This is a genomic window from Pseudarthrobacter sp. CC12, from assembly GCF_039907755.1.
Classification (GTDB): Bacteria; Actinomycetota; Actinomycetes; order Actinomycetales; family Micrococcaceae; genus Arthrobacter; species Arthrobacter niigatensis.
In genome coordinates this window covers 45,673-72,234 of the sequence record NZ_JARDJH010000003.1, presented here as the reverse complement: position 1 = coordinate 72,234, position 26,562 = coordinate 45,673, and the positions used below count along the sequence as shown (strand labels likewise).

The following is a 26,562-nucleotide window of genomic DNA, read 5'->3' as shown; positions in this document are numbered from 1 at the left end:
ATGGGTAGGAAGGAAGTATGACCCAGCAGCTGCGCGTTCTCTCCGCCGTCACCGAAAGTGCCGGCCAGGCTTTCGCTGCCCTCTTCCGGCTCCTGAAGCTGGCCAGGCCTGACCGGCCCATCCATCCCGCAGGACTGGGGCTGTCCGGAACTGTGGCCAGGACCGGAAACCCGGGCGGCCCCAGCGGCATCGCCTGGCTGGACTCGCCGGGTACCGACCAGGTGGTGGCCCGCTTTTCCCGGTCCGTGGGGCTGCCGCAGCGCCTGCCGGACATTTTGGGCCTGGCCCTCCGGGTTTCCCCGTCCGGCGATGCTGCTGCCGGCCCTGCTGATGTCCTGTTTGCCTCCACCGGCTGGGGTCTGCCTGGCAGGTACATCCTGATGCCGCGGCTTGATGTGGCAGGAGCCGCCATGACCACGCTGATGCCGTACCGGGGAAGCCGGGGCCCCGTCCTGCTGGGCCTGCGGACGCGGGGCCTTCCGCCGGGTTCGCTTGCGTCCGGGGAATGGGTGCTGGGGCTGCACTGGACCACTCCGGGCGGCCGGTGGCAGGAATGCGGTGAAGTGCGGCTGCAGGCCGGTGCCAGCCCCACGGATATCCCGCTGCGTTTCGATCCCCTGGAGCACCAGCCGCCCGGCGCGCAGGCCTACGCATGGACCCGGCGCCTGCGGAAGCCGTCCTATCGGGCCGCCCGCCGGCCCGCACCTCCCGCCGTCGGTCGCCCCACCGAGCCTGGACATCCCGCAGACCCCTCCGCAGGAGGCCAGGGAAGCACCACCGCAACCGGAAGGAACCCCATGTCCACCGTCTCGCAGCTGTTCAAGTCCCCCTCTGCCGACGTCTGGCGCGTCATCGCCGACGGCTGGCTGTACTCGGGCTGGGTGGTGGGTGCCTCCCGGATCAGGGATGTGGACGCCGAATGGCCCCGGGTTGGAGCCAACCTCCACCACTCGGTGGGCGCCTGGCCGCTTGTGATCGACGACAGCTCCCGCGTGACCGCCGTCGAGCCCGGCCGCTCGCTGGAACTCGTGGCGCGGGGCTGGCCCATGGGCGAGGCCAAAGTGGAAATCACGCTGGAGGACCGGGGCGCCCAATGCCTGGTGACCATTGCCGAGGATGCCATCCACGGGCCCGGCAAGCTCATGCCCAAGGTTCTGCGCGATCCCATCATTTCGGCCCGGAACCGGGAAAGCCTGCGCCGGCTGGAGCTCATGGCCATCGGGGGCGCCGGGAAATAGCCCGGCCGGGTTAAACGCCGGAACCGCGCGGCCCTTGGCCCCGCGGTTCCGTCAGCTGGGTCCTAGACCTGCGCGGCGACACCGCCACGGGAAATGGAAACCATATCCTCGCGCGGCACCACCTTGACGCGCTCACGCTTAACCTCAACGCCGTGCGATCCCCCGGCCTCGGTAGCCGCAGCGCCGAGGGCCAGCTCGTGGGCGTCCAGTGCCAGCCAGCCTTCCCAGCTGGTGAACTTCACGCCGCGGGCGTCGAGGAGTTCGGTGACGGCGTCCTCTGCGGGTGCCGCTGCAACAGGAAGGTTTGCGCGGTCTTCCAGCAGGTAGGTGACCGTCTCCAGGGCGTCACCCTTGGTGTGGCCGATCAGGCCTACCGGTCCGCGCTTGATCCAGCCGGTGGCGTAGAGGCCCGGCACATGCTGGCCGGACGCATCCAGGACGCGGCCGCCGTCGTTCGTGACGACGCCCTTCTTGTGGTCGAACTCAACGTCCGGCAGCGCGGAACCGAAGTAGCCGATGGCGCGGTACACGGCCTGGACCGGGTAATCCACGTACTCGCCGGTGCCGCGGGCGTTGCCCCTGCCGTCCAGCTCGGTCCGCTCGAACTTGATGCCTGCCACCTTGCCGGGAGTCTCGGCGTCGTCATAGATCTCCACCGGGCTGTGCAGGAAGTGCAGGTGCAGGCGGCGGGAAGCCTTGAGCTCGGAGAGGTCCTCGGGCTGCTCGGCGATCCAGTTGGTGAGCGTGCCAACCATGGTCTTGGTCTGGTTGTTCGTCTGGATCTGGCGGTCGGATTCCTCGTCGAACTCGAAGTCCTCCGCGTACAGGATGATGTCCACGTCCTTGGAGTGGGACAGCTCGCGCAGCTCCAGCGGGGTGAACTTGACCTGGGCCGGGCCGCGGCGGCCGAAGACGTGCACGTCGGTGACGGGGGATGCCTTCAGTCCGGCGTAGACGTTGTCGGGGATTTCGGTGACCAGCAGGTCGTCGGCGTGCTTGGACAGGACGCGGGCCACGTCCAGGGCCACGTTGCCGTTGCCGATCACGGCGATTTCCTTGGCGTCCAGCGGCCATTCGCGCGGGACGTCAGGGTGGCCGTCGTACCAGGAGACGAAGTCGGCGCCGCCGAAGGAGCCTTCCAGTTCGACGCCGGGGATGTTCAGGTCCGCGTCCTTGATGGCGCCGGTGGCGAAGATGACGGCGTCGTAGTGCTTGCGGAGGTCCTCAATGGTGAGGTCCGTGCCGTAGTCCACGTTGCCGAAGAAGCGGATGTCGCCGCGGTCCAGCACCTTGTGCAGGGCGTTGACGATGCCCTTGATGCGGGGGTGGTCCGGGGCCACGCCGTAGCGGATCAGGCCGTAGGGTGCCGGGTAGCGGTCAAAGAGGTCGATGCTGACGGTCAGCTCGCCGCTCTTGACGGCTTCGCTCTTGGTGAGGATGTCGGCGGCGTAGACACCGGCCGGGCCGGAGCCCACGACGGCGACGCGCAGCGGACGCGCAGCAGATCCTACGGTAGTGCTGGATGACACGGCTGGGTTCCTTTTCTTCTGCATCGGTTGTTCCGTACTTACCGACTTGAAGGCTCATAACGGTAAGTACGGAACAATAGATGGGTTTCAGGTGGTGAGGACGGTCTTGCGGGGGCTGTTCGGGGTGGTGGTGCTGTAGTCAGCGGTTTTGAAGTGCGACGGCGCGAACGGGCTCACGCGCACCACGTCACCGATGACAATCACGGCAGGATTTGCGACGCCGGCCGCCTGGGCCTGGTCGGCGATGGAACCGAGCGTGCCGATGGTGACGCGCTGGTCCGGCAAATAGCCGTTTTCCACGATACCAACCGGGGTGTCCTGCGGCAGGCCGGCTTCGCCCAGCGCGGACGCGGATTCCCGCAGTTGGCCCACGCCCATCAGCAGGACAATGGTGTGGTCTGCGCGGGCCGGAACCTCGGAGAGTTCCTCGTGGCCGGTGACCACGCTGAAGCCCTTGGCCAGGCCACGGTGGGTGACGGGAATGCCTGCGGCTGCGGGAACGGAGATGGCGGACGTAACGCCGGAGACCACCTCAACCTCGACGCCGCGCTGCCTGCAGTACTCGGCTTCCTCGCCGCCGCGTCCCAGTACGTACGGGTCGCCGCCCTTGAGCCGAACCACCCGGTGGCCCTTGAGTGCTTCCTCCACGAGGATCCGGTTGATTTCCGCCTGCGGCACGGGGTGGCGGCCGGGGGTCTTGCCCACCTCGATGACGCGGACGTCCGGGGCGAGTTCCTTCAGGAGTTCGCGGGGGCCCAGGCGGTCGGCGACGACGACGTCGGCCTGGCCCAGGAGCCGGCGGCCACGGACGGTGATGAGGCCGGTATCGCCGGGGCCGCCACCGACGAGGGCGACGGAACCGCGGTGCGCTCGGCGGCGGCGCAGCGGCAGGTCCCCGGTTTCGAGGGCGGTGGCGACGGCGTCCCGTACCGCCATGGCACGGCGCGGGTCTCCCCCGGCGTTGACGGCGATTTTGACGTCGTCCACCACGGCGACGGCGGGGGTCCAGGCGGCGGAAGCTTCGTGGTTGGAGGCATTGACGCACCAAACCCGCTGCGCCTCGGCGTCGGCCGATACCTGGGCGTCCACTTCGGGTGCGCCCGTGGCCGTCTGGACGAACCAGACGCCGTCCACGTCGCTGGAGCGGTAGGGCCGCGCTTCCCAGGTGACCAGGCCGGCGTCGGCCAACTCCTGCAGCGCGGGCGAGGCAACCGGGGCCACAACGGTGACCAGGGCACCGGCGTCGAGCAGGCCCTTGGCGCGGCGGGCAGCGACGGGGCCGCCGCCAACCACCAGCACGGGGCGGCCGAGCAGCCGCAGCGCCGTGGGGTAAATGTCCTGAATTGCCATGAATCAACGGTAGGGCGGCGTCACAGTGGCCCACAAAGGGTCAGCAACACCAGTTCACTTAAGGTAACGCTGCGTCACAAAGGATTTTTCAGGTGCGGCCGGCGAGGAATCGGCCGCGGTCCCGGATCAGCCGTTTCAGGTAGCGGGCCAGGATGAGGCGCTCGGCGACGCGGCCCAGGACTCCCAGCGGGGCGGTGAACTCCACCCTGTCCGTCATGTTGCTGCCTGTGGCCGTGGGCGCGAACTCATGGACGTGCAGGAATGACGTGAACGGCCCCTTGACCTGTTCGTCGGTGAAGCTGCGGGGGTACGGTAAGCCCGGTTGTCACCCCTCCCACCGCTCGCCCGTCTTGGTGGGCGCCGGCGGTCGCGGGGCACTTTGGCGGGCTTCGGCGTCGTATTGGCTTGGTTCCGCGGCGTGTCCGTGTCAAAGTGCCCCGGTTCCGCCAGGGCAGGGCGGCGAGAGAGGCAGAGCCCGACGGCGGGAGGTCGCCGTCGGGCTCTGAGGGTGCGTTGGGAGGGGGTTGGGTCAGCGGGTGCTGCCGGCCAGCAGGCCCCGGCGGCGCAGGAGCCGCTTCTCGATGGGCCCGAATACCAGCAGTTCAATCAGGATGCCGACCGCGAGGATCAGCAGGATGGCGGCCATGACCACGCCCATGTCGGACAGGGTCCGGCCCTGGTCCAGCAGCGAGCCCAGGCCAAAGCCGATGGTGCCGCCCACCGCGATGATCTCTGCGGCCATGAGGGAGCGCCAGGAGAAGGCCCAGCCCTGCTTCAGGCCACCGAGGTAGCCCGGCAGTGCGGCCGGAAGGACAATCTGCAGTGCCATCTGCAGCCGGGAGGCGCCGAGCACGGTCCCCACGCGCCGGTATTGCGGCGGGATCTGGTCCACGCCGGAGATGAGGCCGTTGATGATGGACGGGATGGCGCCCATGAACACCACGAAATACACGGTGGCGTCGGTGAGGCCGAACCAGATGATGGCTGCGGGAACCCACGCCACGGAGGGCAGCACCTGCAGGCCGGAGATGAGTGGCCCGAAAGCGCGCCGCAGCGGCGCCACCTGGGCCAGCAGCAAACCGACAGGAGTGGCAATGGCCACCGAGATGAGGAACCCGATCACGCCGCGCTGCAGCGACGTCCAGACGGACTCCTGAAGCTTGCCGTCGCCCCAGAGAACGCCCAGCTGGCCGAGGACATCCAGCGGCCCGGGCACCAGGTCGCGGCGCTTGACGCCCAGCGAGACGTAGAACTGCCAGGCCAGCACCAGGACCACCAAGGCAGCCACGGGCAGGAGGACGCGGCTCCAGTCGATCCGGTGCGTCCGGTCGGCGTCGGACTGCAGGGAATCAAGGCCGGACTCCAGCTCCCGGAGGTCCTCTTTGCCGGTGGAGGTGCGCGTCAAGGCGGCATGTACGTGCTCGCGGGTTTTGGTTTCGTCAGGCTCAACCACCGGCGCGGAGCCGGACAGGAACTTACTTGGCATGGCGGCGAATCTCCTCCCGCAGCCGGGCGGTGATGACCCCGGTCAGCTGGCCGGCGAGCCCGGCGTCGGTTCGGTGTTCCTCGGTGACGGCCCATTCCTGGACCACGCGGCCGGGGCGGGAGGACAGCAGCAGGACCCGCTGGCCCAGCCGGACGGCCTCGCGGACGTTGTGGGTGACGAAGACGATGGTGCGCCCGGTTTCCTTCCAAATCCGTTCCAGCTCATCGTGCAGCAGGTCGCGGGTGATGGCGTCCAGCGCGGCGAACGGCTCGTCCATGAGCAGCAGCTGCCGGTCCTGGGCCAGAGAGCGGGCCAGGGACACGCGCTGGCGCATGCCGCCGGAGAGCTCGTGCGGGCGCTTGTCCCCGGCGGAGCCCAGGTGCACCAGTTCGAGGAGTTCCTGGGCCTTGGTGCGGCGTTCGGCCTTGCCCACGCCACGCAGCTTCAGGGCCAGTTCGATGTTCTCCCGCGCGGTCAGCCAGGGAAACAGTGCGGCGTCCTGGAACATGAACGCGGCGCCGTCGCTGGGCACTTCCAGGGCGCCCGACGTCGGCGCTTCCAGTCCCGCGATGATGTTCAGGAGGGTGGATTTGCCGCAGCCGGAGGCACCAAGGAGGGCAACGAACTCGCCCTGCTTGATGTTGGCGTTGACGTCGTCCAGTACCGGGGCGCCGTCGCCGAAGCGCTTGCCCAGGTGTTCCAGTACGACTGGCATGGTGGCGTCCTTTGGTAGTGGGTGGGTCAGTCCTGGCCGAGGCCGGCCGCGGAAATCGTGCCGCCGCCGGTGACCTGGTTCAGCGCGCTGAGGTCGAACAGGCCGTTGATGTCAGCCTTCTTGGTGGTGCCGGCGTCGATGCCGTCCTGCAGCAGCTTGGGGTAGCTGCCGGCCAGCGGGTCGAGGGTGAAGGTGATGTTGGCGAGGGAGCGGTTCAGCACATCAGCCGGCAGAGCCGCCCCGGCCGATTCCTGCAGGGCCTCATTGATCAGCGCGGCCTTCTCGTCGGCCGGCGCCGAATTCAGCCACGCGACCGACTTGGCGTGCCCGGCCAGCAGCGCCCTGACGGTGTCCGGGTGGTCGGCGGCGAACTTCTGGTTCACGATCAGGACGGTCGTGGGGAACTCCCCCGGCTTTCCGGTGGCAGAGCCGTCCCACAGGTCCTTTTCGTCCACCAGCACCTTGGCTCCGGCCTGGAGCACCAAACGCGAGGCCCACGGCTCAGGCAGCCACGCGCCGTCGAGCTTTCCGTCCTGGAACAGCTTCAGGGTCTGGGCGTTGTCCGTGGGGTTGATGGCGACGTCGCCGCTGCCGTCCACGTTGGTCTTATACCCCTGCTTGGTGAGCCAGGCGCGCAGGGCCACGTCCTGGGTCCCGCCCAGCTGCGGCGTCGCCAGGGTCTTGCCCCGAAGGTCAGCCGCGGAGGTGATGCCGGGCTTGACCACCAATTGTGCGCCGCCCGCCGCGGCTCCTGCGATCACGCGCACCGACTGGCCCTGGCTCTTGGCGAAGGAGTTGATGGCGGGGTTCGGGCCGATGTAGGCGGCGTCGATGGCACCGGCGTTGAGGGCTTCGATGGCAGCCGGCCCGGCGTTGAAGGTCTCGGTGCTGAGCTTGGTGCCGCCCAGGGCATCCGCGAGGAATCCCTTCTTGACGCCCACCAGGGCCGGTGCGTGCGTGACGTTGCCGAAGTAACCCAGTTTCAGCTCTGCTGCCGGGGCGGGCTCCGCGGCTTGGGCCCCGGTGTTGCGGGAGATGTTGGAGGCAACAATGGCCCCGACAGCGATCAGCAGGACCAGCCCTATGGCCAGGGCAGCCTCGACGGCGCGCCTGCGCGTTGGGACCGCGCTTTCGCCTGCCACGATGCGGGTCATCCCGGGCTTGGAACTAGTCATTGTTTCACCATAGGGAGTGGCCCAGACCCGTTCAACGAAGCGGAAACGGGGGGTCACGCACGTTCATCCAGCGTCATATTCCGCCGTCTTCCTTTGGCTGGTTCATCCGGGCCAGAAAAGGAAGCTCACCTGCATGCCTAGGGGAAAACGTGGTCCAGGGGAACAAATTTAAGGTTTGATGTAGTCCCATCCGTGTTGACGTCGTCATGTACCACCAGGACGCCGCGCGGAAACAGAGTGCCTGCACTCTTGCTGGTCACATCCACTCCGTCCGTTCCCGTCACCGCGTCTATCGTGCCGTTCGCCGCGACCGAAAACTTCTTCACGAATGCGTTACTGCCGGCCCTCTCGTACGCGCAGATCGTCGAGTCACCCTGACTGGACACAAACAAATGCCCGGCCCCACTGGAACCATATTCGATGCTCATACCCTCGATGTCGGCCACCAGGTGGCCGCCACCTGCTGCGTCAACCGCCACCCGTGATTCCCCCGCGCCCGGTTCAGCGCCGTACTTCCAGATGGCGACATCTTCTTCACCAAAATAGACGTATCCGAGTTCGTCGTCAGCAACGCAGCTCTCGGTTGTGCTGGCGATAGCGATGGTGCGAACAAGTACCGCGTCCACAAGCCCTGCGCCGTTGTCCTTCAGTTCAAACTCCTGCGCAATCCCTGACGAGTACGGCGTAACAAAACCGTAGAACTTTCCACTCAGACTGCTGTGATACATGCAGAAGCCGTAGTTCGGCGACACTGTTGCAATTGAACGCGCTGCCACCGGCGAGAGAGTTCTGGCCGCGGTGTCCAACGTGTACAGGACGAGAGTGTTGTTTGTCCGGTTGTTGGCGCCGACGAGGACAGCGGACCTTCCGCCGAGGGAGAAGCCCGTACGCAAATCCACGTTACCGATCATGCCGTCATTGCGGTATTGGATCAGCTTTCCGTCCATCCCGAACACTCCGATGCCACCGCCAGAACTGGCCTTGTTGTCGGCAATGACCGCACTGTTGTTCGGCGCCTGATCATTGACCCATATGGCGGAGTCATCGGATACGTCACCCGAGCCGGAGAAACCGACGGTTTCGACGCTGGGCAGTACTCCTGCGGGCGACGATGGAGTCGAAGTCCCTGTGGGGCTCGGCGAAGCTGTGGGAGTAGATGTGGGGCTCGGTGACGTTGTTGCTGTCACCGTCGGAGTAGCGGTCGGGCTAGGCGAGCTGGTGGGAGTGGCGGTTGGGGAAGGGGTGGCAGTCGAAAAGGTGATCACCAGTTGAGGCGGGTTGGACGTCTCGCGCGATGACAGGGAAGCCTGCACGTCCGGGGCCATGGTGAGCTCAAACCCTACGCTGCCCGAAGCCGGGACTGCCGACGCCGGCAGTGCCGCCGTCGCATATTTGTTTGACCGCAATGCCGCAGTCCGTGCAAGTTCTTCCGGGTACCAGAGGGGCCGGGTCGCGTAGGACACAGCTGCTTCATCCCAGGAAGTTTCACCGGGATGGACAACCACGCTGCCGTTCACGGCCCGTTTTGAATAAACCCGCAAGTTGGCAGAAATGATGGCTCCGCCACTGGGGATGGATACGTTGAAGCGGAGCAACACGTGATACTGGGTGCCGGAAACTGGTAACACGGTGGCGCCGCCGTAATTGCTACCGGGCGCCACCGTAGAGAGGTAAGTGTCAGCTACGGCGGATGATGTGACTGTGGTGCTGACGGCGGTTGCAGAAAGGATGCCTCCCACCCCCACGAGTGAGGCCAGCACGATCAGGGCAAGGATGGAAAGGGCTGCAGTCGCAGCATTTATCCTGGTCATCTTGACTTCTCCCTGGATGGGAACCGGCCGTCCGACCAGGACCCTCCTGCGGATAATGTTGTCCCCTGCCACGAAGGCCAACATCATGGAGTTGGCCACTGCCTATCTAACGGCGTTTGGAAAAGCAGTGGGGCAAAACCCCACGACGGTATTTGCGTCGCTCACAGGATTATTCCGCCGCGTCAAATGTCGGTCAACGCAGAATTCCGCCATCGAACCCCCTACTTCAAAAGAGGTGGTTTTCCGGCCCTACCCTTCGAATTAGCAGGATGGAGGGGGCGCTCGCGTTAGAGGCCTCGGAAGCACCTGCCCAGGTGCTAAGACTTGCGATGGGCCCGCTGGCGCAGGTTCTCGAGCCCCGTCTCCGGCCTGGGCCGCCGCATGTTGCGCAGGTTGAACCAACAGAACATGACCAAGCCGAAATACAGGCTCAACTCCATGACTTCGCCATATTCCGAAACGACGAATGTGGGAGTGGGCCAGATTACCAAGCGGAAGAGCCGGTAGAGAGCAGCCAGACCGAAGGCCGGTACGAGGCAAAGAGGGGGAACGAGCAGGTGGCTGGCAGCGGAACGCTTCCACCGCTTACGGACAGCCGCCCAAAGCGGGACGCAGGTTCCGTAGAGGCTTGCCAGGAGCATGGCATAGGGCACGAATTCCTGGACCCCCCTGATGTTGTGCACGGTCGTTTCTCCTTGGCGGTTGACCTCCTGCAGGGCTTCAGGAGTACCCCAGCCAAAGATCCGCTGGCCCCAGGAAATCTCTTCACCTGTAAGGAACAGGACGCCGAGTGCAACAGCGCCATAAAGCGCTGCCATGCCCACGTGCCGCCGCTGCAACAGCCGGGAGGTAATAACCACCAGGAAGACGATCGCGCCCACCAGGCATCCGAACTGCATCCATTCGATCAGTGAGTCCTCTTCAACAAGCCACAGATAGAAATCACGGAAGGGCACTGTAACGGCTACGACTACTGCCAGGATAAAGGGGCTTACGGCGAGGACCCGTGCCACCTTGGCCGGGATTTTCCATTCCCGGGAATCGCGGCTGAAGAGCTCGGCTGCTCCAAATAACCTGTCGCTGACGGATTGCATCGTGCCTCCTAAAAACCGGCCCGGGCCTGCAGTCCTGGGCTCTTCAAAGCGAACCCTGAGCTTCCCATGCCGGTGTAAGCCACGACAGGGCAGGGGACAACCTATGCGGTTTTTGTGCGGATTACCGCAGCAGCGCAATCAGCAGGAATGCGGTGGGGCCGCCGCAAAATACGGCGGCCCCACAAGTCCCGGTGATGTAGGCAAAATCAGATGCTGTAGCGCTCGTCCTCGTGGTCGCCCGGGTGGTCCTTGACCAGGCCGGCGGCCAGCGTGTTGCCGTCCAGCGGGTCGATCACCAGGAACGCGCCGGTGCGGCGGTGGTGCAGGTAGTTCTCCAGCGGCAGCGGGGCGGCAAGCCGGAGCTGCGCGTGCCCGATGTCGTTGAGCTCAAGGCTGGAGGCACCTTCAAGGTTGAAGGTGGCCAAATCCAGTTTGCCGGACACGCTGCGGACCAGTGCCTGGACCGTGCGGGTGCCGTGCTTGACCAGGACCTTCTGGCCCTCGCGGAGCGGCTTCGGGGACAGCCAGCACAGGGCAGCATACAGGTCGGCCGAGGCCTCCCGGACGGTGCCCGCGGCGGCGATGGTGTCACCGCGGGCGACGTCGAACTCGTCCGCCAGCCGGATGGCCACGGACTGCGGCGCGGCAGCTTCCTCCAGGGACTTCCCGGCGAAGTCGATGCCCACCACGGTGGTGGTCCGCGGGGATTGGCCGGGGGTCAGCACGGAAACCTGGTCCCCCACCTTCACAGAGCCTTCGGTGATCTGGCCGGCGTACGCACGGTAGTCGCGGTAGGCCTCCACGTCCAGGCCGGCGGCCACGGCGTCGGGAGCCAGCGCGCCCTGCGGCCTGACGACCAGCTGGACAGGGAAGCGGAAGCTTTCCAGGTGGCTTTCGAGTTCATCGGCGGCGGGCAGGGTCTCCAGGACCTCCAGCAGCGCGGGGCCGGTGTACCAGGGGGTCCGCGCCGAGCGGTCCACCACATTGTCGCCGTCCAGCGCGGACACGGGGATCACCAGCAGGTCGCTGATGCCGTCCGAGCCCAGGCCCAGTTCACGGCCCACCTGCTGGACGTCGGCTTCAATGTCGCGGAACACGGACTCGCTGAAGTCCACCAGGTCGATCTTGTTCACGGCCACGATCACGTGCGCCACGCGCAGCAGCTGCAGCACGGACAGGTGCCGGCGGGTCTGCTCCAGGACACCCTTGCGGGCGTCGATGAGTACGACGACGGCATCCGCGGTGGACGCGCCGGTCACCGTGTTCTTGGTGTACTGCACGTGCCCGGGGCAATCGGCCAGGATGAAGCTGCGCTGGTCGGTGGCGAAGTAGCGGTAGGCCACGTCGATGGTGATGCCCTGCTCACGCTCGGCGCGGAGGCCGTCCGTCAGCAGGGCCAGGTCGATGCCGCCCTTGTCGCCGCCGAAGCCGCGGTCGGCTGAGGTGCGGGCAACGGCGTCGAGCTGGTCAGCGAGGATCGCCTTGGAGTCGTGGAGGAGGCGGCCCACCAGAGTGGACTTGCCGTCGTCGACCGATCCTGCCGTGGCGAAGCGGAAGAGCGTGGTGGGCAGGGCCTCGTTGATCGAGCCGGCCTCGGCGATTGAGCCTGTCGAAATCGTGGTCATTAGAAGTACCCGTCCTTCTTGCGGTCTTCCATGGCGGCCTCGGAGATGCGGTCATCTGCGCGGGTGGCGCCACGTTCGGTCAGGGTGGAAGCGGCAACTTCAACCACCACGTCGGACACGGTGAACGCGTTCGACTCCACGGCGCCGGTGCAGGACATGTCCCCCACGGTGCGGTAGCGGACGGTCTTGGTGATGACGGCCTCATCGGGGCGCGGCTGGGACACTTCTCCCACTGCGCGCCACATGCCGTCGCGGGCGAAGACCTCGCGCTCGTGGGCGTAGTACAGGCCGGGCAGTTCGATGTTTTCGCGCTCGATGTAGCGCCAGATGTCCAGCTCGGTCCAGTTGCTGATGGGGAACGCCCGGACGTGCTGGCCCACGGTGTGGCGGCCGTTGTAGAGGTTCCACAACTCGGGCCGCTGGTTGCGCGGGTCCCACTGGCCGAATTCGTCGCGGAGGCTCAGGATGCGCTCCTTGGCGCGGGCCTTGTCCTCGTCGCGGCGGCCGCCGCCGAAGACGGCGTCGAACTTGTTCTGCTGGATGGCGTCCAGCAGCGGGACGGTCTGCAGCGGGTTGCGGGTGCCGTCGGCGCGCTCTGCCAGCTCGCCGCGGTCGATGAACTCCTGGACGGAACCGACCACGAGCTTCAGGCCCAGGCGCTCAACGGTGCGGTCGCGGAAGTCGATGACCTCGGGGAAGTTGTGGCCGGTGTCCACGTGCAGCACGGGGAAGGGTACCTTGCCCGGCCAGAAGGCCTTGGTGGCCAGGTGCAGCATCACCACGGAGTCCTTGCCGCCGGAGAACAGCAGCGCGGGCTTCTCGAACTCGGCAACAACCTCGCGGATGATGTGGATGGCCTCGGACTCGAGGGTGTCCAGGCTGGACAGGCGCGTGGATACGGCGGCGTCAGTCACCTGGGTCTCCTCGGTTAGTGAAGTGCTCATACGTGAAGTCCGCATTCTGTCTTGTCGGAACCTGCCCAGCGGCCGGCGCGGGGGTCTTCGCCGGGCGCCACCTTGCGGGTGCAGGGCTGGCAGCCAATGGAGGGGTAACCCTGGGAAAGGAGCGGGTTGACGGGCAAAAGGTTGTCGTCCGAGTACTGGACCAGCTGGTCGAACGTCCAGGCAGCCATGGGGTTGACCTTGACCAGGCCGTTCTTCTCGTCCCAGGTGACCAGCGGCGTGTTGGTGCGGGTGGGGGCTTCGTCGCGGCGGACACCGGTGAACCAGAGTTCGTAGCCGGCCAGGGTGCGCTGGAGCGGAGCCACTTTGCGGAGGGCGCAGCACTGGGCGGCGTCACGGGCAAAGAGGTCTTTGCCGAGGAGCCGGTCCTGCTGTTCCACGGTGTTCTCGGGGAGGACGTCCACCACGTTGACGCGGAGGTTCGCTGCCACTTCGTCGCGCGTGGCGTAGGTTTCCGGGAAGTGGTAGCCGGTCTCCAGGAACAGGACGTCGACGCCGGGCATCTGGTCCGCGACGAGTGCCGGCAGGACGGCGTCGGCCATGGAACAGGCGACGGCGACCGCGGGCAGGTCGAAGTTGCGCTCCACCCAGGCGATCACGTCGCGGGCGGGTGCGTCCCAGCCGAGCTCAGCCGCGCCGGCTTCAGCAAGGGCCTTGAGCTCCTCCACGGGACGCTTGGCGGGGGCGGGTGCCAGGTGTTTTGCCATTACTGCAGTGCCTCCTCGTCTGCTGCGTGGGCCCATTCGGCGAAGGTCTGGCCTTCGGCGCGGTCGGCCACGAACCGGCGGACCACCCGCTCCACGTAATCGGGCAGGTCGTCCACGTACACCTTCAGTCCGCGGACAGTGCGGCCCAGGCCGGCTTCCTCGCGGTCGTTGTTGGCCAGCCCGCCGCCCAGGTGGACCTGGAAACCCGGGGAGGGGTCGCCGTCGGGCGTTGGCAGCATCATGCCCTTGAGGCCGATGTCCGCGGTCTGGATGCGGGCGCAGGAGTTGGGGCAGCCGTTGATGTGCAGCGACAACGCGGCGGGCAGCTGGCCCGAGCCGGCGAGGTCGGCCAGGCGGCGCTCGAGTTCGGCGACGGCGGTGGCGGCCGTGTACTTGGTCTCGACGATAGCCAGCTTGCAGTACTCGATACCGGTGCAGGCGATGGTGCCGCGGCGGAACACGGACGGTCGGGCGGACAGGCCCAGGGCGTCCAGCTCGGCGATGAGCGGCTCCACCTGGTCCTTGTCGACGTCCAGGACCACGAGCTTCTGGTGCGGGGTGGTGCGCAGCCGGTAGGAGCCGCGGGTCTCAAGGGTATCGGCGAGCTTGACCAGCGCCGAGCCTGACAGCCGGCCCGCCAGCGGCGTGGCGCCGATGAAGAACTTGCCGTCCTTCTGCTCGTGCACGCCCACGTGGTCGCCCGGGGTGGATGGCTTGGGAGCGGCGGGGCCGTCGGCCAGCTTGTAGCCGAGGTATTCGTCCTCAAGGATCTGGCGGAACTTCTCCGGACCCCAGTCGGCCAGCAGGAACTTCAGGCGCGCCTTAGTGCGCATGCGCCGGTAGCCGTAGTCACGGAAGATGCTGGTGACGCCCAGCCAGACGTCTGCGGCCTGGTCCGGCTGGACGAAGGCGCCCAGCCGCTTGCCCAGCATCGGGTTGGTGGACAGCGCGCCGCCCACCCAGAGGTCGTAACCGGCGCCGAGTTCCGGGTGTTCAATACCCACGAACGCGCAGTCGTTGATCTCATGGACCACGTCCTGGCTGGGGTGGCCGGTGATGGCGGTCTTGTACTTGCGCGGCAGGTTGGACAGCAGCGGGTTGCCGATGAACCGCTCCCCCAGCTCGGCGATGAGCGGGGTGGGGTCGATGATCTCGTCCTTGGCGATGCCGGCCACGGGCGAGCCCAGGATGACGCGGGGCACGTCGCCGCAGGCCTCCGTGGTGGACAGGCCAACACCTTCCAGGCGGTTCCAGATCTCCGGGATGTCCTCCACCCGGATCCAGTGCAGCTGGATGTTCTGGCGGTCGGTGAGGTCGGCGGAGTCCCGGGCGAAGTCCACGGAGATCTGGCCGATGACGCGCAGCTGCTCGGTGGTGAGCGCACCGCCGTCGATCCTTACGCGGAGCATGAAGTATTTGTCTTCGAGCTCGTGCGGCTCCAGGGTTGCGGTCTTGCCGCCATCGATCCCCTGCTTGCGCTGGGTATACAGGCCCCACCAGCGGAAGCGGCCGTGAAGGTCCTGGCTGGGGATGGCGTCGAAGCCTTCCTTGGCATAGATGGACTCAATACGCTCGCGGACGTTCAGGCCGTCGTCTTCCTGCTTCCAGGTTTCGTTGGCATTCAGGGGCGTCTTGCCGTCCACTTTCCACTGCCCGTGCGGCTTCGCAGCGGGTCGGGACGGGCGGGCGGCGCGCTTGGTGGCAGCGGAGTCCGCGGACGCTCCGGCTAGAGCTGTATCAGTCATGCAACGACTGTAGGGCGCCCCCGAATAGCGTCACAAAGGCCCGGAAACGCTAAGTCACCTAGGGAAATATTTCGTCACGAAACGCCGGAGGACCTTGAAGAACCCACTTCGCTGTGCATCGGGGGAAGCCTCATTTGGCTCTTCACCCGCGGCCGCTGCGGGTGCCTCCCCGGGCGTTTCGCCCATGGTGGCGACGGCGGCGTCGTACCTGTCCAGCGCGATCTCCGCGAGCGTCGGGGACGGCAGCAGGGGTTCGGTCACGACGTCGGCACCTGCCTTGGCCAGCTGGTCGTGGAAGAAGCCCGGCGCCAGGAGGTAGGAGGCAATCACCACCCGGCCGCCGACGTCAACAGCCCCCGCGGAATCCCCCGCGCCGGCACCCCCGGCGAGTTCCTCGCGGAGCATCGCAACGGCGTCGGGCACTGAAGGCTGGGCCGAGGCACCATAGGCGGCCACCATCCGGTTGGACCGGAGCTGCCGCAGCTGGCCCAGCAGTTCCTCGACGCTGACCGCGGCATTGGGATTCGACGAGCCCGCGGCAGCCAGGACCACGACGTCATTGTCGGTGGTGCCGGCCTCGCGCAGCCGTTGGTCCAGCAGGGCGGCGAGGCGCGGGTCCGGCCCCAGCGGGGCCGCTGCGGCACTGCCGGGGCGGCTCTTGACCGCACGCGCAATGTCGACTTTCACGTGGTACCCGACGCTCAGCAACAGCGGCACCACCACCGCAGCCTTGCCCTCCGGCAGCCCCGCCACCACGTCCACCAAGTCGGGCTGCTGGACATCGACATAAGCCTCACGGACATCAAGGCCCGGCCGAAGCTCCGCGATGGCGGCACGCAGGGCGTTGACCTCTGCGGCCCCCTGTGTGTTGGACGTCCCATGGGCACACGCGATCATGATGGGGCTGTTCATACGGGCTAGCGTAACGTTGGAGCCGCCCTGTCCGCCCTCTTTGAAACAGCAGGACGCCGCATGACATTCGCCTTTGACAACTCCCCGGTATGGCTGGATCTGCTGGGCGTGTTCTTCTTTGCCGTTTCGGGCTCACTGCTGGCGGCACGGAAGCAGATCGACATCGTGGGGTCACTGCTGCTGGCCTCCCTGGTGGGCCTGGGCGGCGGCGTGATCCGCGACATCGTCCTGGGTATTGTTCCGGCTGCGTTCACCAACCCGGCGTACCTCGCGCCGCCGCTGCTGGCCATGGCATTGGTGTATTTCCTGTTCTCCAGCGTCCAGCGCTACACGTCGCTGCTGACGCTGTTCGACGCTGCCGGCCTGGCACTCTTCTGCATGACAGGGACGGTCAAGGCCCTCGCCACCGGCCTCAACCCGGTAGCTTCGGTTCTGCTCGGGGTGACGACGGCCGTGGGCGGCGGTTTGCTCCGCGACATCACCGCCAATGAGGTTCCGGAGCTTTTCAACCCCAAGGACATCTACGCGTTGCCTGCATTTGTGGGTGCCTCATGCACTGCCGTGCTGTGGGTGCTGGGCGTGTTCAACGTCCTGACCGCCGCCGGCATCGCGGCATTGGTTTTCACGTTCCGCGTCCTGGCCTGGCGGCGCTCCTGGCAGGCGCCGCTGGCGGTTCGCGGGTGGCACCGCCGGCCAACCGATTCGGGGCTGTGACGTTGGTTTCCATGTCATTTTGGGAGCCCTTGGATTGGCTAGGATATGAGCATGACTGACATGTTCCTCGAGAAGTTCCGTGCGCTTGTTCCGAAGTACCTCGAGGATGAATGGCAGGAAGCCGACGGCCTGACTCCCGAGGAGCTGGACAAGGCCCTGGCCGACCACCAGTTTGAGATTCCCCTGGTCCTGCGGGAGTTTTACCTGGCCCTTGGCGGCTGCGAGGACCTGATGGAGGCATACCACTACTTCTGGGACCCCGAAGAGCTCGAGGTCGACGACGAAGGCTTCCTCATGTTCCTCGAGGACGAAGAGGAAGCGTTCACCTGGGGCTTCCGCGTAGGCGACCTCAGCATCCCGGACCCCATCGTGTACCGCCGCAATAACGCCCGCGGCCAGTGGAAGTCCGAGGAAGGCACCTTCTCCGAGTTCGTCTTCGACATGTTCGAGTGGGCGTTCGAGGACGAAGAGGAAGAGTAAACCTCCCCGCCCCTGGGCTGGGCGCCCTCGCTGAATTTCCCCACCTTTGCAGGGTGTCGACGGCGTGTTCCCCGGTTCTGCCCGCGAGTCCCCGGCTTTGCGATTGACAGCCGGGGAATTTCAGCGGATTACCCTGCCCCTAAGCACCTGCCAAACCTCGGTAACCACTTTTTCGGGGTTGTAGACGACGTCGGCGTATCCGTACCGCAGGACGGCATAGCCAGTGAGGATACTGGCGTTATTCCGCAAGCGGTCCTTCTTGACTTGCCGCGGCTCCAGGTGGCTGCGGCCGTCGATCTCCACGATCAGGAATCCCTCGAGGAGGAAATCCACGAGGCCGATCCCTGGCAAGTCGACCTGGGTCTGGGTGTAAATTCCTGCAGCACGAAAGAGGAGGCGGGCCACAACCTCAATGGCCGAGTCAGCCGTGCCGTCAACCAGATCCAGCACCTTCCGGGCAGCTCCGTTCCGGTTTCCGGGCAGGCGCTGGCGCAAGTAGGGCAACGTAGTCACGCCCTGCCGCACCGCACTCTCCACCATTACCGCCGCTTCGACCTCCGGCAGGCAGCGCAACCCGTGAATGAGTATGTCCGTGATGCTTGCGACGGGCTCCGCGGTTCTGTGCGGAACCAGCGATTCGCGGTGCACCACAGTGTTTTGTGGTCCGACGTGCCGGCATAACAGGTGGACTTGATCCGGCTGGTGCAGCAACCAGAGCCCTTGGCGGGTAGCGCCCGACGCGCAGGTCAGCAGTCCATTACCAAGGACTGCAGTCACAAGGTCGGAGGGTGCGCCCGGCAGGGCCAACACTCCATGCCGGAGACGGCAAGCTTCACCTGAAGCGGCCGCATTGCGGATCTCCCGGTCTGAAAATCCAGCTCTCAGGATCGTTTGCGTGCGGGCCACAGAGCCGGCATTCTCCAAAAATCGGCGAAGGTCCATGCAGCCAGCACAGCGGATTGTCGCTTCCGCCAGAAGGCACGAGGCGGGCCATGTGCATAACGACCGCGGCCGGGATTTCCCGGGTTCGAGGAACCCACGGGGCGCGCCGCCGCAACATGCCGATGCTGGTCTACCTCCGCCGCTGAAACGCGGGCAGACCCAGCGGCAAAACTTTTTTGACAGATGCAGTTACACAGGACTTGCGTACTGTGACAAACCTGTCATAAGCTATTCACGGATCCGCTAAACGCCTCCGGCGGGTCTGATGCGAACGGAAAGATAGCCCCGGTTCACAGCAGCTTCGGTTGTTGCGGGCCGGGGCTATCCCGTTAAGCCCTGCTGCCACGGCCGGGCCGGCACACGAAGAAGCCCGGCACCTCGCGGCTGGATCATCCAGAGGTACCGGGCTCCTAACGAACAGTAATCAGCTGGCGCGGTCCACCACGGCCAGCGCGAAGTTGGACAGCGACTCCTTGACCACGCCCTCGGGCAGCGGAGCAAGGGCTTCGATGGCTTCCTTGGCCCACTGCCGTGCCACCACCCAGGACTCCGCGGTAACAGGGTGCTCCCGCAGCCCTGCAACGGCGGCGGCAAGGGCCTCGTCCGAGGACAGGTCGCCGTCAATCAGCTTCAGAAGGTCGACGGCGGACTGGTCACCATCAGTGGCAGCCTTGCGGAGGAGCAGCACCGGCAGGGTGGGTACCCCTTCGCGCAGGTCGGTTCCCGGAGACTTGCCGGACTTGACCTTGACGCCCGTCACGTCAATGACGTCATCCGCGAGCTGGAAGGCAACGCCCACCTTCTCGCCGTACTCCACCAGCACGTCCTCGTATGCCTCGTCGGCGCCGGAGAAAATGGCACCGAACTGGCCGGACGCAGCCACCAGCGAGCCGGTCTTGTCCGCGATCACGGACAGGTAATGCTCCACCGGATCCTCGTCGGGCCGCGGGCCCACGGTCTCGTGCAGCTGGCCCAGGCACAGCCGCTCGAACGTGCGGGCCTGGATGCCCAGCGCGCGGCCTCCTAGCTCGGACACCAGGATGGATGCCCGCGCGAAGATCAGGTCGCCGGTCAGGACCGCGACGGAGTTGCCCCAGACTTCGTGGGCCGTAGGAGCGCCGCGGCGGAAGGGGGCGGAATCCATGACGTCGTCGTGGTACAGGGTGGCCAGGTGCGTCAGCTCAACCACGACGGCGGCCTGGACCACGGCGGGCAGCGATGCGTCGCCGAGGTGGGCACAGAGCAGGGTCAGCAGGGGCCGGATCCGCTTGCCGCCGGCTTCCACCAGGTGCCGCGACGTCGCGTCGGCCAGCGGGTCTGAGTTGGCGATGGCTTCGCGGAGCTTCTTCTCCACCTTGGCGAGGTTGTTGGTGATGGCCGGGCCCAGCTCGGCGTCCCCCGCGATGGCCGCAAAGCCTGCAGGCAGCTGGAGGCCCGTGGCGATGGCGGTGGTGTTGAGGCTGGGTTCTGAGTCCGGCAGGCCGTGCCCGGCGTGCGTCCAGCTGTGGTCTGCGGAGTTGGTCACGGGTTAACCCTAACTTTTTGTTGCGGATACCGCTGGTTCGGAGCTGACGGGGTATTGGATGTGGCCGGAACCAGTGATTCCAGGACGCGGATCACCCGGTCCTCGAAGCCCTTCGCGGAGGGGTCCGTGAGGTTCGCAAGCAGCCGGACCACGAACCGCATCAGCACCGGAACAGGCATGCCGGTCCGGAGGGCAAGCTTCATGACGGCGGGCTTTCCGATCAGCGCGGCGAAGGCCCTGCCGAGGGTGAAGTGCGAGCCCCACTGGCCGCGCACGTAGTCCGCGTACCGCGAAAGGTGCGCATCGGCGTCGTACGCTCCGCCCGAAGCAGCCGTGCGTGAAGAGGCGTCGATGATGAACTCGGCGGCGAACCGGGCGGACTCCATGGCGTAGGAGATGCCCTCGCCGTTGAACGGGGACACCATGCCGCCGGCGTCGCCCAGGAGCAGGAGTCCCGGCGAGTAGTGCGGGGTGCGGTTGAAGCCCATGGGCAGGGCCGCGCCGCGGATTTCGCCCACCTGGTTCTCCGGGGTGAAGCCCCAGTCAGCAGGCATCCCGGCGGTCCATTCGCGCAGGACCTGCTTGTAGTCGAGCTTGCCGAATTCCTTGGAGGAGTTCAGGATGCCCAGGCCAACATTGGAGGTGCCGTCGCCGACGCCGAACACCCAGCCGTAGCCGGGGAGCAGTTTTCCGTCGCGGCCGGGGAGTTCCAGCCAGCCCTCCATCCAGTCATCATCGGTGCGCGGGGAGGTGAAATAGGTGCGCACGGCGACGCCCAGCGGGCGGTCGTCGCGCTTTTGGATGCCCAGGGAGACGGCGGTGCGGGTGGAGTTTCCGTCGGCGGCGAGGACGACGTCGGCAGTGAACTCGCGCGTCTCCCCCGTCTTGCGCCCGGACTCGTCCAGGAGCGCTGCGCGGACACCGGTCACGCGGCCGTCCTCGGAGCGCAGTGCCTCGGTGACGCTGTGCCGCTCCAGCAGCCTTGCCCCCGCGGACTCTGCATGCCGGGCCAGTTCCTCGTCAAAGCCAAGCCGGGTCCGGATCAGCCCGTACTGCGGGAAGTCGGACACCTCGGGCCAGGGCAGCTCGATGGTACGGCCGCCGGCGATCAGGCGCAGCCCCTTGTTCCGGCGCCAACCGTCGTTCTCCGGGTGCGGCAGGCCGAGCTTCTGGATCTCGCGGACGGCGCGGGGCGTCAGCCCGTCACCACAAACCTTCTCCCGCGGAAACGCCGTCTTTTCCAGGACCGTGACGTCAAGGCCGGCCTTGGCAAGGTAGTACGCGGCGGTGGATCCGGCCGGACCCGCGCCGACAATCAGTACCTTCACAGGTCAGCGGACGGTGTTGCGGCGCAGCTTGGCCACCGGGCCCTTGTGCGCGGCGATGGCGGCAGCAGCGCCGTCGGGCGAGGAATTGGCCGGCTTGAACGCGCGGTGCACCGCCACGATGCCGCCGGTGAGGTTGCGGTAGGTGACCTTTTCCCAGCCGCATTCCTGCAGCCATGCGGCCAGATGGTCCTGGTCCGGCCAGGCGCGGATGGATTCGGCGAGGTAGACGTACGCGTCCGGGTTGGAGGCGACCTTGACGGCGATGGCCGGCAGGGCGCGCATCAGGTATTCGGTGTACATGGTGCGCCACAGCGGAACCACCGGCTGCGAGAACTCGGCGATGACCAGGCGGCCGCCGGGCTTGGTGACGCGCAGCATCTCGGCCAGCGCCTTCTTCGGTTCGTTCACGTTCCGCAGGCCGAAGGAGATGGTGGTGGCGTCGAAGGTGTTGTCGGCAAACGGCAGGTTGGTGGCGTCACCGGCAATGAAGTCGATGTCCGGGCGGCGGCGCTTGCCCACCTTGAGCATGCCCAGGGAGAAATCGCAGGCCACTACGTCTATTCCGGCGTCGGCATACGGTTCGCTGGAGGTACCGGTTCCGGCCGCGAGGTCCAGGACCCGCTGGCCCTTGGAGACTTCCATCGCGTCCACCACGATCTTCCGCCAGCGGCGGGTCTGTCCCATGGAGAGGACATCGTTGACGACGTCGTACTTCGGGGCGACGTCGTCAAACATCGTGGCTACTTCGTCCGGACGCTTATCCAAGGATGCTCGGTTCACCATGACATTGTCTCAAATGTTCCTGACGGTGCTGACCAGCCCCGCCGCGCTCCTCCGGAGGGTGTCCCGGCGCCGGAAAGGCCGCGGCTTACGCGAGAGTAGTGTTGTCTCATCATGACGAGCACGTTCCGCACCCTGACAGTCCCCCTGGATGGCAAAGCATTCCCCGGGGGACTGCCGTCGTTTCTGGTCAGGGACGATGTCCTGTGCTGGACCCGCCGGGAAGCCGGGCTGGCAGGCTTCGGCGAGATTGCGCGCTTCACTGCCACCGGGCCGGACCGGTTCCTTGAAGCGGACATCTGGTGGCGGCACCTGGTCCTGGAGGCCGAGGTGTCGGACGCTGTCGAGTTGCCAGGCACCGGACCCGTCGCTTTCGGCTCTTTCGCTTTCTCCAAGACTTCGGCCCACGAGTCCCGGCTGATCGTGCCGGAGATCGTGGTGGGCGTGCGGGACAACCAGGCATGGCTTACCCAGTTGACGTTCGAGGGCGGCCCGCTTACCGAAGTGACAGCCCTCGCCGCGCTGGACCGCTGGCTGGGCGGCGGTCCGTCCGCTGCGCCGGCGACGGAAGGCACGACGCCGGCAGGAGACTCAGCCGGGGACGCTTCCGGCGGTGACGTGCCCGGCCAGGTGGGCGGCGCCGTCGTCCGCCCCCTCCCGCTGGCGGCCGGCGCAACGCTGCACACGGGTTCCCTTAGCGAGGAAGCCTGGATGGAGGCCGTGGCCGCCGGTGTTGCCGAAATCCGCACAGGCGCCCTGGAAAAGCTGGTGCTGGCCCGCGACGTCGTGGCAACTATTCCTTCCGGCGTACATGCCGCCGATGTACTGCGCGAGCTCGCCGCCAGATACCGCGAATGCTGGACCTATGGCGTGGACGGCCTGGTGGGGGCCACACCCGAGATGCTGATCCAGGTGGAGGGACGCACCGCCCAGGCCCGCGTGCTGGCCGGCACCCTGGACCGCCGCGACGCGCACGGCGAGGACGGCCCGCCAATGGACTACGCCACACGCGTCCTGGCTGGTTCCGAAAAGCAACGGCATGAGCATGAGATCGCCATCCAGTCGCTGACCAGGCAGCTGGCGCCGTTCTCCGAGGCGATGAACGCCCACGACGAACCCTTCATCCTGGAGCTGCCCAACGTGTGGCACCTGGCCTCCGACGTGAAGGCCGAGCTCACCGAGGTGGAAGGCCACGTGCCCACCTGCCTGGCCCTGATCAATGCGCTGCACCCCACCGCTGCTGTCTGCGGGACCCCCACGCTGGTTGCCGGGGAACTGATCCGCAAGCTGGAGCACCTGGACCGCGGGCCGTACGCCGGTCCGGTGGGCTGGCTGGATGCGGCCGGCAACGGCGAGTGGGGCATCGCCCTGCGCGGCGCGGTCATCGAGTCCCCCGAAACCGTGCGGCTGTATGCCGGCTGCGGGATCGTTGACGGCTCGCAGCCGGAGGCCGAACTGGCCGAGACGTGGGCCAAGTTCCGGCCGATGCTGGAGTCCCTGGGCATCGGCAGCTGACATTTTCCGCCCCCGAGCGGACAGGGAGTCTGGGATGACAGACGGCTCCTGCCCTGGAAGGCTTGATTTTGTCACCGCTACAGTTATCCAATAGTGAAACTTAGTTGCGTGTGACGTACCTCTCTTGTTGAGCGTTACACTATAAGCCGCGTTAGTACCTCATAGCCCCTGCAACAAAAGGTAAGAAATGCAGACTCCCCGTACCCTCCTGGGCACCTCCAAGCTGACCGCCGCCACTATGATCGCCATCAGCGCCCTGGCTCTCTCAGCATGCACCAACGCCTCGGAAACGGGTCCCTCGAGCGCGGCCACCTCCTCGGGCAGCGCCAGCGCCAGCTTTGATCCCACCACCGTCAAGAAGGACGACGCCCTGGCCGCCATGGTCCCGGACGCCATCAAGTCCAAGGGCACCATCACGGTTGGCTCCGACACCAGCTACGCCCCGGCCGAGTTCCTCGGTTCGGACGGCCAGACACCTGTCGGCTACGACGTGGACATCGCCAAGGCCATCGGCGCCACCCTCGGCCTCAAGGTCCAGGTCCAGACCGCGGAGTTCACCGGCATCCTTCCGGCCCTCGGCCCCAAGTACGATCTGGGCATCTCATCGTTCACCATCAACCCGGAGCGCCTGGGCGCCGTGAACATGGTCAGCTACTTCAACGCAGGGACCGCCTGGGCCGTGAAGAAGGGCAACCCCAGCAAGTTCTCCCTGGACGACGTGTGCGGCAAGTCCATCGGTGTGCAGACCGGCACCGTCCAGGAAGATCCGGACCTGGCCGACCGCAACAAGAAGTGCGTGGCTGACGGCAAGAAGCCCATTGACATCGTCACCCTGAAGAACCAGACCGATGTCACCACCCGCCTGGTGAACGGCAGCATCGATGCGATGGCTGCGGACTCCCCCATCATCGGCTACGCGCTGACCCAGACCAACGGCCAGCTGGAGAAGCTGGGCGACGTCTACGATTCCGCTCCGCAGGGCATCGCCGTGGCCAAGGCCGATACCGCCTGGGCAGAGGTCATCCAGAAGACCGTCACCAAGCTGATGCAAGACGGCTCCTACAAGAAGATCCTGGACGGCTGGGGCAACTCCGAAGGTGCCATCACCAAGTCCGAGGTCAACCCGGCGGTTAAGTCTTGAGTTTTCGCGTTACCGACGACAAGTCAGGTGCGCACATGGACGGCCAGCATAAGGACGACGCACCGGTACTGAACAAAGCGGTGCCGGTGCGGCACCCGGGCCGCTGGATCAGCGCTTTCATCATCCTGGCGCTGGTCGTTCTGTTCCTGCAGAGCCTGTTTACCAACCCCAACTTCCGCTGGGATGTGGTGGGCACCTACATCCTGGACGTCAAGGTGGTCCAGGGCGTGGGCTGGACGCTTCTGCTGACGGTCACTTCCATGGTCCTGGCCATCGTCCTGGCCATCCTGCTGGCGTTCATGCGCCAGTCCGACAATCCCGTATTCCGCTGGTCCAGCTGGGTGTGGGTGTGGTTCTTCCGTGGAACACCCGTCTACACCCAGCTGGTGCTGTGGGGCCTGATTTCGGTTCTGTACCCCAAGATCAGCGCGGGCGTGCCGTTCGGACCCGAGCTCTTCAGCCTGGACACCGCGGCAGTCATCAACGCCACCGTGGCAGCCATCCTGGGCCTTGGCCTGAACGAATCGGCCTACCTCGCGGAAATTTTCCGCGCCGGCCTGAAGTCCGTTGACCGCGGCCAAATGGAGGCGGCCGAGGCATTGGGCATGGGCAAGACAAAGATCATGTGGCGGATCATCCTGCCGCAGGCCATGCGCGTCATTGTTCCGCCCACGGGCAACGAAACCATCGGCATGCTGAAGACCACCTCGCTGGTCCTGGCCGTGCCGTTCACCCTGGACCTCACCTTCGCCACCAACGCCCTGGCCAACCGGACCTACCTTCCGGTTCCGTTGCTGATCGTGGCCGCCATTTGGTACCTGGTGATCACCAGCATCCTGATGGTGGGCCAGCACTACATTGAGGCGTACTACGGCAAGGGCGTCGACAATCTCGCGCCGGCGGGCAAGCCGGTGGCCAAGTCGGCCCGCGTGGCCTTGAGCCAGGACGGCGGACGGTCGATGGAAACGGACTTCCCCGAGGAGAGTGCACGATGACCGTCACAGCAGAAAAGCCGCTGGTCAAGATCGAGGGCCTCCACAAGTACTACGGGCACCACCATGTGCTCCGGGGCATCGACATGACCGTCAACCAGGGCGAAGTTTCGGTGGTGATCGGGCCCTCGGGTTCCGGCAAGTCCACCATGCTGCGCTGCGTGAACCTCCTTGAGAGCATCAGCGCCGGGCGGATTTCCGTAGGTGGCCAGCTGATTGGCTACCGTGAGGTCAACGGCAAGCTCCACGACCTCAAGACCAAGGAAATCGCCGCCCAGCGCCGCGAAATCGGCATGGTGTTCCAGCGGTTCAACCTGTTCCCGCACAAGACCGCGCTGCAGAACGTCATGGAAGCGCCGGTGCATGTCAAGGGCCAGTCCAAGGCTGCCGCCCAGAAGCGTGCGCTTGAGCTGCTGGACCGGGTGGGGCTGGCGGACCGCTCAGGCCACTACCCGTCGCAGCTCTCGGGCGGCCAGCAGCAGCGCGTTGCCATCGCCCGGGCCCTGGCCATGGACCCGGAACTCATGTTGTTCGACGAGCCCACCTCGGCGCTGGACCCGGAGCTGGTGGGCGATGTCCTGAACGTGATGAAGGACCTGGCCAAGTCCGGCATGACCATGATCGTGGTGACCCACGAGATCGGCTTCGCCCGCGAGGTGGGCGACACGCTGACCTTCATGGACGGCGGTGTGGTGGTGGAATCGGGCGATCCCCGCGAGATCATCGCCAACCCGCAGCACGCGCGCACCAAGGAGTTCCTGGGCCGCGTGCTCTGACTCAGTTCCTCACTTCCGAC

General features: G+C 66.2%; 24 protein-coding genes. 7 read left to right on the top strand and 17 right to left on the bottom strand.

What is annotated here, in order from left to right; translation table 11 throughout:
- Positions 1–17: 17 nt before the first annotated feature.
- Positions 18–1,238, top strand: coding sequence for an SRPBCC domain-containing protein (locus PV772_RS03340; RefSeq protein WP_347885351.1), 1,221 nt, complete (start codon positions 18–20; stop codon positions 1,236–1,238).
- 62 nt (positions 1,239–1,300) lie between these two features.
- Here the strand turns inward: PV772_RS03340 and PV772_RS03335 are convergent, their stop codons facing one another.
- The 13 genes from PV772_RS03335 to PV772_RS03275 form a co-directional block, all read right to left on the bottom strand.
- Positions 1,301–2,767 (bottom strand): FAD-dependent oxidoreductase, encoded by a 1,467-nt coding sequence (locus PV772_RS03335; protein WP_347885350.1) that lies wholly within the window; start codon positions 2,765–2,767, stop codon positions 1,301–1,303.
- 87 nt (positions 2,768–2,854) lie between these two features.
- A complete protein-coding gene (cobA, locus tag PV772_RS03330) occupies positions 2,855–4,117 on the bottom strand; it encodes a uroporphyrinogen-III C-methyltransferase (RefSeq protein ID WP_347885349.1) in 1,263 nt (420 codons plus the stop codon).
- A gap of 88 nt (positions 4,118–4,205) precedes the next feature.
- The gene (locus PV772_RS03325; RefSeq protein ID WP_347885348.1) at positions 4,206–4,334 is read right to left on the bottom strand and encodes a hypothetical protein; all 129 of its coding nucleotides are present in this window, start codon (positions 4,332–4,334) and stop codon (positions 4,206–4,208) included.
- 312 nt (positions 4,335–4,646) lie between these two features.
- On the bottom strand, positions 4,647–5,603 hold the full coding sequence (locus PV772_RS03320; protein WP_307361461.1) for an ABC transporter permease: 957 nt from the start codon (positions 5,601–5,603) through the stop codon (positions 4,647–4,649).
- Entirely contained in the window at positions 5,593–6,318 is a 726-nt protein-coding gene (locus tag PV772_RS03315; RefSeq protein WP_175316208.1) for an ABC transporter ATP-binding protein, read from the bottom strand. Before PV772_RS03315 ends, PV772_RS03320 begins: the two co-directional genes overlap by 11 nt.
- Positions 6,319–6,344: 26 nt before the next feature.
- Entirely contained in the window at positions 6,345–7,472 is a 1,128-nt protein-coding gene (locus PV772_RS03310; protein WP_347885465.1) for an ABC transporter substrate-binding protein, read from the bottom strand.
- Positions 7,473–7,630: 158 nt separating this feature from the next.
- Positions 7,631–9,304, bottom strand: coding sequence for a phytase (locus PV772_RS03305; protein WP_347885347.1), 1,674 nt, complete (start codon positions 9,302–9,304; stop codon positions 7,631–7,633).
- A 317-nt stretch (positions 9,305–9,621) separates the two neighbouring features.
- Positions 9,622–10,398 carry a hypothetical protein gene (locus tag PV772_RS03300; protein ID WP_347885346.1) on the bottom strand — a complete coding sequence of 259 codons (777 nt, stop codon included), beginning with the start codon at positions 10,396–10,398 and terminating at the stop codon, positions 9,622–9,624.
- Between the two features lie 206 nt (positions 10,399–10,604).
- Positions 10,605–12,023, bottom strand: coding sequence for a GTP-binding protein (locus PV772_RS03295; RefSeq protein ID WP_347885345.1), 1,419 nt, complete (start codon positions 12,021–12,023; stop codon positions 10,605–10,607).
- On the bottom strand, positions 12,023–12,967 hold the full coding sequence (gene cysD, locus PV772_RS03290) for a sulfate adenylyltransferase subunit CysD (protein WP_141182194.1): 945 nt from the start codon (positions 12,965–12,967) through the stop codon (positions 12,023–12,025). The genes PV772_RS03295 and cysD overlap by 1 nt, the downstream gene beginning before the upstream one ends.
- Complete coding sequence (locus PV772_RS03285; RefSeq protein ID WP_142032264.1) at positions 12,964–13,692, bottom strand: phosphoadenylyl-sulfate reductase; 729 nt, start codon at positions 13,690–13,692, stop codon at positions 12,964–12,966. Before PV772_RS03285 ends, cysD begins: the two co-directional genes overlap by 4 nt.
- On the bottom strand, positions 13,692–15,437 hold the full coding sequence (locus tag PV772_RS03280; protein WP_347885344.1) for a nitrite/sulfite reductase: 1,746 nt from the start codon (positions 15,435–15,437) through the stop codon (positions 13,692–13,694). Before PV772_RS03280 ends, PV772_RS03285 begins: the two co-directional genes overlap by 1 nt.
- Positions 15,438–15,491: 54 nt before the next feature.
- Positions 15,492–16,349, bottom strand: coding sequence for a sirohydrochlorin chelatase (locus PV772_RS03275; RefSeq protein WP_347885343.1), 858 nt, complete (start codon positions 16,347–16,349; stop codon positions 15,492–15,494).
- A 60-nt stretch (positions 16,350–16,409) separates the two neighbouring features.
- Here PV772_RS03275 and PV772_RS03270 point away from each other — a divergent pair, with 60 nt between their 5' ends.
- Both PV772_RS03270 and PV772_RS03265 read left to right on the top strand, forming a co-directional pair.
- Positions 16,410–17,063 (top strand): trimeric intracellular cation channel family protein, encoded by a 654-nt coding sequence (locus PV772_RS03270; protein ID WP_141159652.1) that lies wholly within the window; start codon positions 16,410–16,412, stop codon positions 17,061–17,063.
- A 51-nt stretch (positions 17,064–17,114) separates the two neighbouring features.
- Positions 17,115–17,543 carry a hypothetical protein gene (locus PV772_RS03265; protein WP_141159651.1) on the top strand — a complete coding sequence of 143 codons (429 nt, stop codon included), beginning with the start codon at positions 17,115–17,117 and terminating at the stop codon, positions 17,541–17,543.
- Between the two features lie 120 nt (positions 17,544–17,663).
- Here the strand turns inward: PV772_RS03265 and PV772_RS03260 are convergent, their stop codons facing one another.
- From PV772_RS03260 to PV772_RS03245, 4 genes are all read right to left on the bottom strand, one after another.
- A complete protein-coding gene (locus PV772_RS03260; RefSeq protein ID WP_347885342.1) occupies positions 17,664–18,485 on the bottom strand; it encodes a type IV toxin-antitoxin system AbiEi family antitoxin domain-containing protein in 822 nt (273 codons plus the stop codon).
- A 424-nt stretch (positions 18,486–18,909) separates the two neighbouring features.
- A complete protein-coding gene (locus PV772_RS03255) occupies positions 18,910–20,010 on the bottom strand; it encodes a polyprenyl synthetase family protein (protein ID WP_141159649.1) in 1,101 nt (366 codons plus the stop codon).
- A complete protein-coding gene (locus tag PV772_RS03250; protein ID WP_347885341.1) occupies positions 20,007–21,338 on the bottom strand; it encodes a geranylgeranyl reductase family protein in 1,332 nt (443 codons plus the stop codon). Before PV772_RS03250 ends, PV772_RS03255 begins: the two co-directional genes overlap by 4 nt.
- A gap of 3 nt (positions 21,339–21,341) precedes the next feature.
- A complete protein-coding gene (locus PV772_RS03245) occupies positions 21,342–22,118 on the bottom strand; it encodes a demethylmenaquinone methyltransferase (RefSeq protein WP_246839898.1) in 777 nt (258 codons plus the stop codon).
- A 114-nt stretch (positions 22,119–22,232) separates the two neighbouring features.
- Here PV772_RS03245 and PV772_RS03240 point away from each other — a divergent pair, with 114 nt between their 5' ends.
- From PV772_RS03240 to PV772_RS03225, 4 genes are all read left to right on the top strand, one after another.
- Positions 22,233–23,633: an isochorismate synthase gene (locus PV772_RS03240; RefSeq protein WP_347885340.1), complete on the top strand. Its 1,401-nt coding sequence runs from the start codon at positions 22,233–22,235 to the stop codon at positions 23,631–23,633.
- A gap of 187 nt (positions 23,634–23,820) precedes the next feature.
- Positions 23,821–24,774 (top strand): ABC transporter substrate-binding protein, encoded by a 954-nt coding sequence (locus PV772_RS03235; protein ID WP_347885339.1) that lies wholly within the window; start codon positions 23,821–23,823, stop codon positions 24,772–24,774.
- 35 nt (positions 24,775–24,809) lie between these two features.
- Positions 24,810–25,769 carry an amino acid ABC transporter permease gene (locus tag PV772_RS03230; protein WP_141159644.1) on the top strand — a complete coding sequence of 320 codons (960 nt, stop codon included), beginning with the start codon at positions 24,810–24,812 and terminating at the stop codon, positions 25,767–25,769.
- Complete coding sequence (locus tag PV772_RS03225; protein ID WP_141182203.1) at positions 25,766–26,542, top strand: amino acid ABC transporter ATP-binding protein; 777 nt, start codon at positions 25,766–25,768, stop codon at positions 26,540–26,542. Before PV772_RS03230 ends, PV772_RS03225 begins: the two co-directional genes overlap by 4 nt.
- Positions 26,543–26,562: the final 20 nt, after the last annotated feature.

Bases quoted from the DNA above. Each gene is read 5' to 3' on its own strand.
- PV772_RS03340 (WP_347885351.1), top strand. From the start codon at position 18: ATGACCCAGCAGCTGCGCGTTCTCTCCGCCGTCACCGAAAGTGCCGGC.
- cobA (WP_347885349.1), bottom strand. From the start codon at position 4,117: ATGGCAATTCAGGACATTTACCCCACGGCGCTGCGGCTGCTCGGCCGC.
- PV772_RS03325 (WP_347885348.1), bottom strand. From the start codon at position 4,334: ATGACGGACAGGGTGGAGTTCACCGCCCCGCTGGGAGTCCTGGGCCGC.
- PV772_RS03320 (WP_307361461.1), bottom strand. From the start codon at position 5,603: ATGCCAAGTAAGTTCCTGTCCGGCTCCGCGCCGGTGGTTGAGCCTGAC.
- PV772_RS03315 (WP_175316208.1), bottom strand. From the start codon at position 6,318: ATGCCAGTCGTACTGGAACACCTGGGCAAGCGCTTCGGCGACGGCGCC.
- PV772_RS03310 (WP_347885465.1), bottom strand. From the start codon at position 7,472: ATGACCCGCATCGTGGCAGGCGAAAGCGCGGTCCCAACGCGCAGGCGC.
- PV772_RS03305 (WP_347885347.1), bottom strand. From the start codon at position 9,304: ATGACCAGGATAAATGCTGCGACTGCAGCCCTTTCCATCCTTGCCCTG.
- PV772_RS03300 (WP_347885346.1), bottom strand. From the start codon at position 10,398: ATGCAATCCGTCAGCGACAGGTTATTTGGAGCAGCCGAGCTCTTCAGC.
- PV772_RS03295 (WP_347885345.1), bottom strand. From the start codon at position 12,023: ATGACCACGATTTCGACAGGCTCAATCGCCGAGGCCGGCTCGATCAAC.
- cysD (WP_141182194.1), bottom strand. From the start codon at position 12,967: ATGAGCACTTCACTAACCGAGGAGACCCAGGTGACTGACGCCGCCGTA.
- PV772_RS03285 (WP_142032264.1), bottom strand. From the start codon at position 13,692: ATGGCAAAACACCTGGCACCCGCCCCCGCCAAGCGTCCCGTGGAGGAG.
- PV772_RS03280 (WP_347885344.1), bottom strand. From the start codon at position 15,437: ATGACTGATACAGCTCTAGCCGGAGCGTCCGCGGACTCCGCTGCCACC.
- PV772_RS03275 (WP_347885343.1), bottom strand. From the start codon at position 16,349: ATGAACAGCCCCATCATGATCGCGTGTGCCCATGGGACGTCCAACACA.
- PV772_RS03270 (WP_141159652.1), top strand. From the start codon at position 16,410: ATGACATTCGCCTTTGACAACTCCCCGGTATGGCTGGATCTGCTGGGC.
- PV772_RS03265 (WP_141159651.1), top strand. From the start codon at position 17,115: ATGACTGACATGTTCCTCGAGAAGTTCCGTGCGCTTGTTCCGAAGTAC.
- PV772_RS03260 (WP_347885342.1), bottom strand. From the start codon at position 18,485: ATGGACCTTCGCCGATTTTTGGAGAATGCCGGCTCTGTGGCCCGCACG.
- PV772_RS03240 (WP_347885340.1), top strand. From the start codon at position 22,233: ATGACGAGCACGTTCCGCACCCTGACAGTCCCCCTGGATGGCAAAGCA.
- PV772_RS03235 (WP_347885339.1), top strand. From the start codon at position 23,821: ATGCAGACTCCCCGTACCCTCCTGGGCACCTCCAAGCTGACCGCCGCC.
- PV772_RS03230 (WP_141159644.1), top strand. From the start codon at position 24,810: ATGGACGGCCAGCATAAGGACGACGCACCGGTACTGAACAAAGCGGTG.
- PV772_RS03225 (WP_141182203.1), top strand. From the start codon at position 25,766: ATGACCGTCACAGCAGAAAAGCCGCTGGTCAAGATCGAGGGCCTCCAC.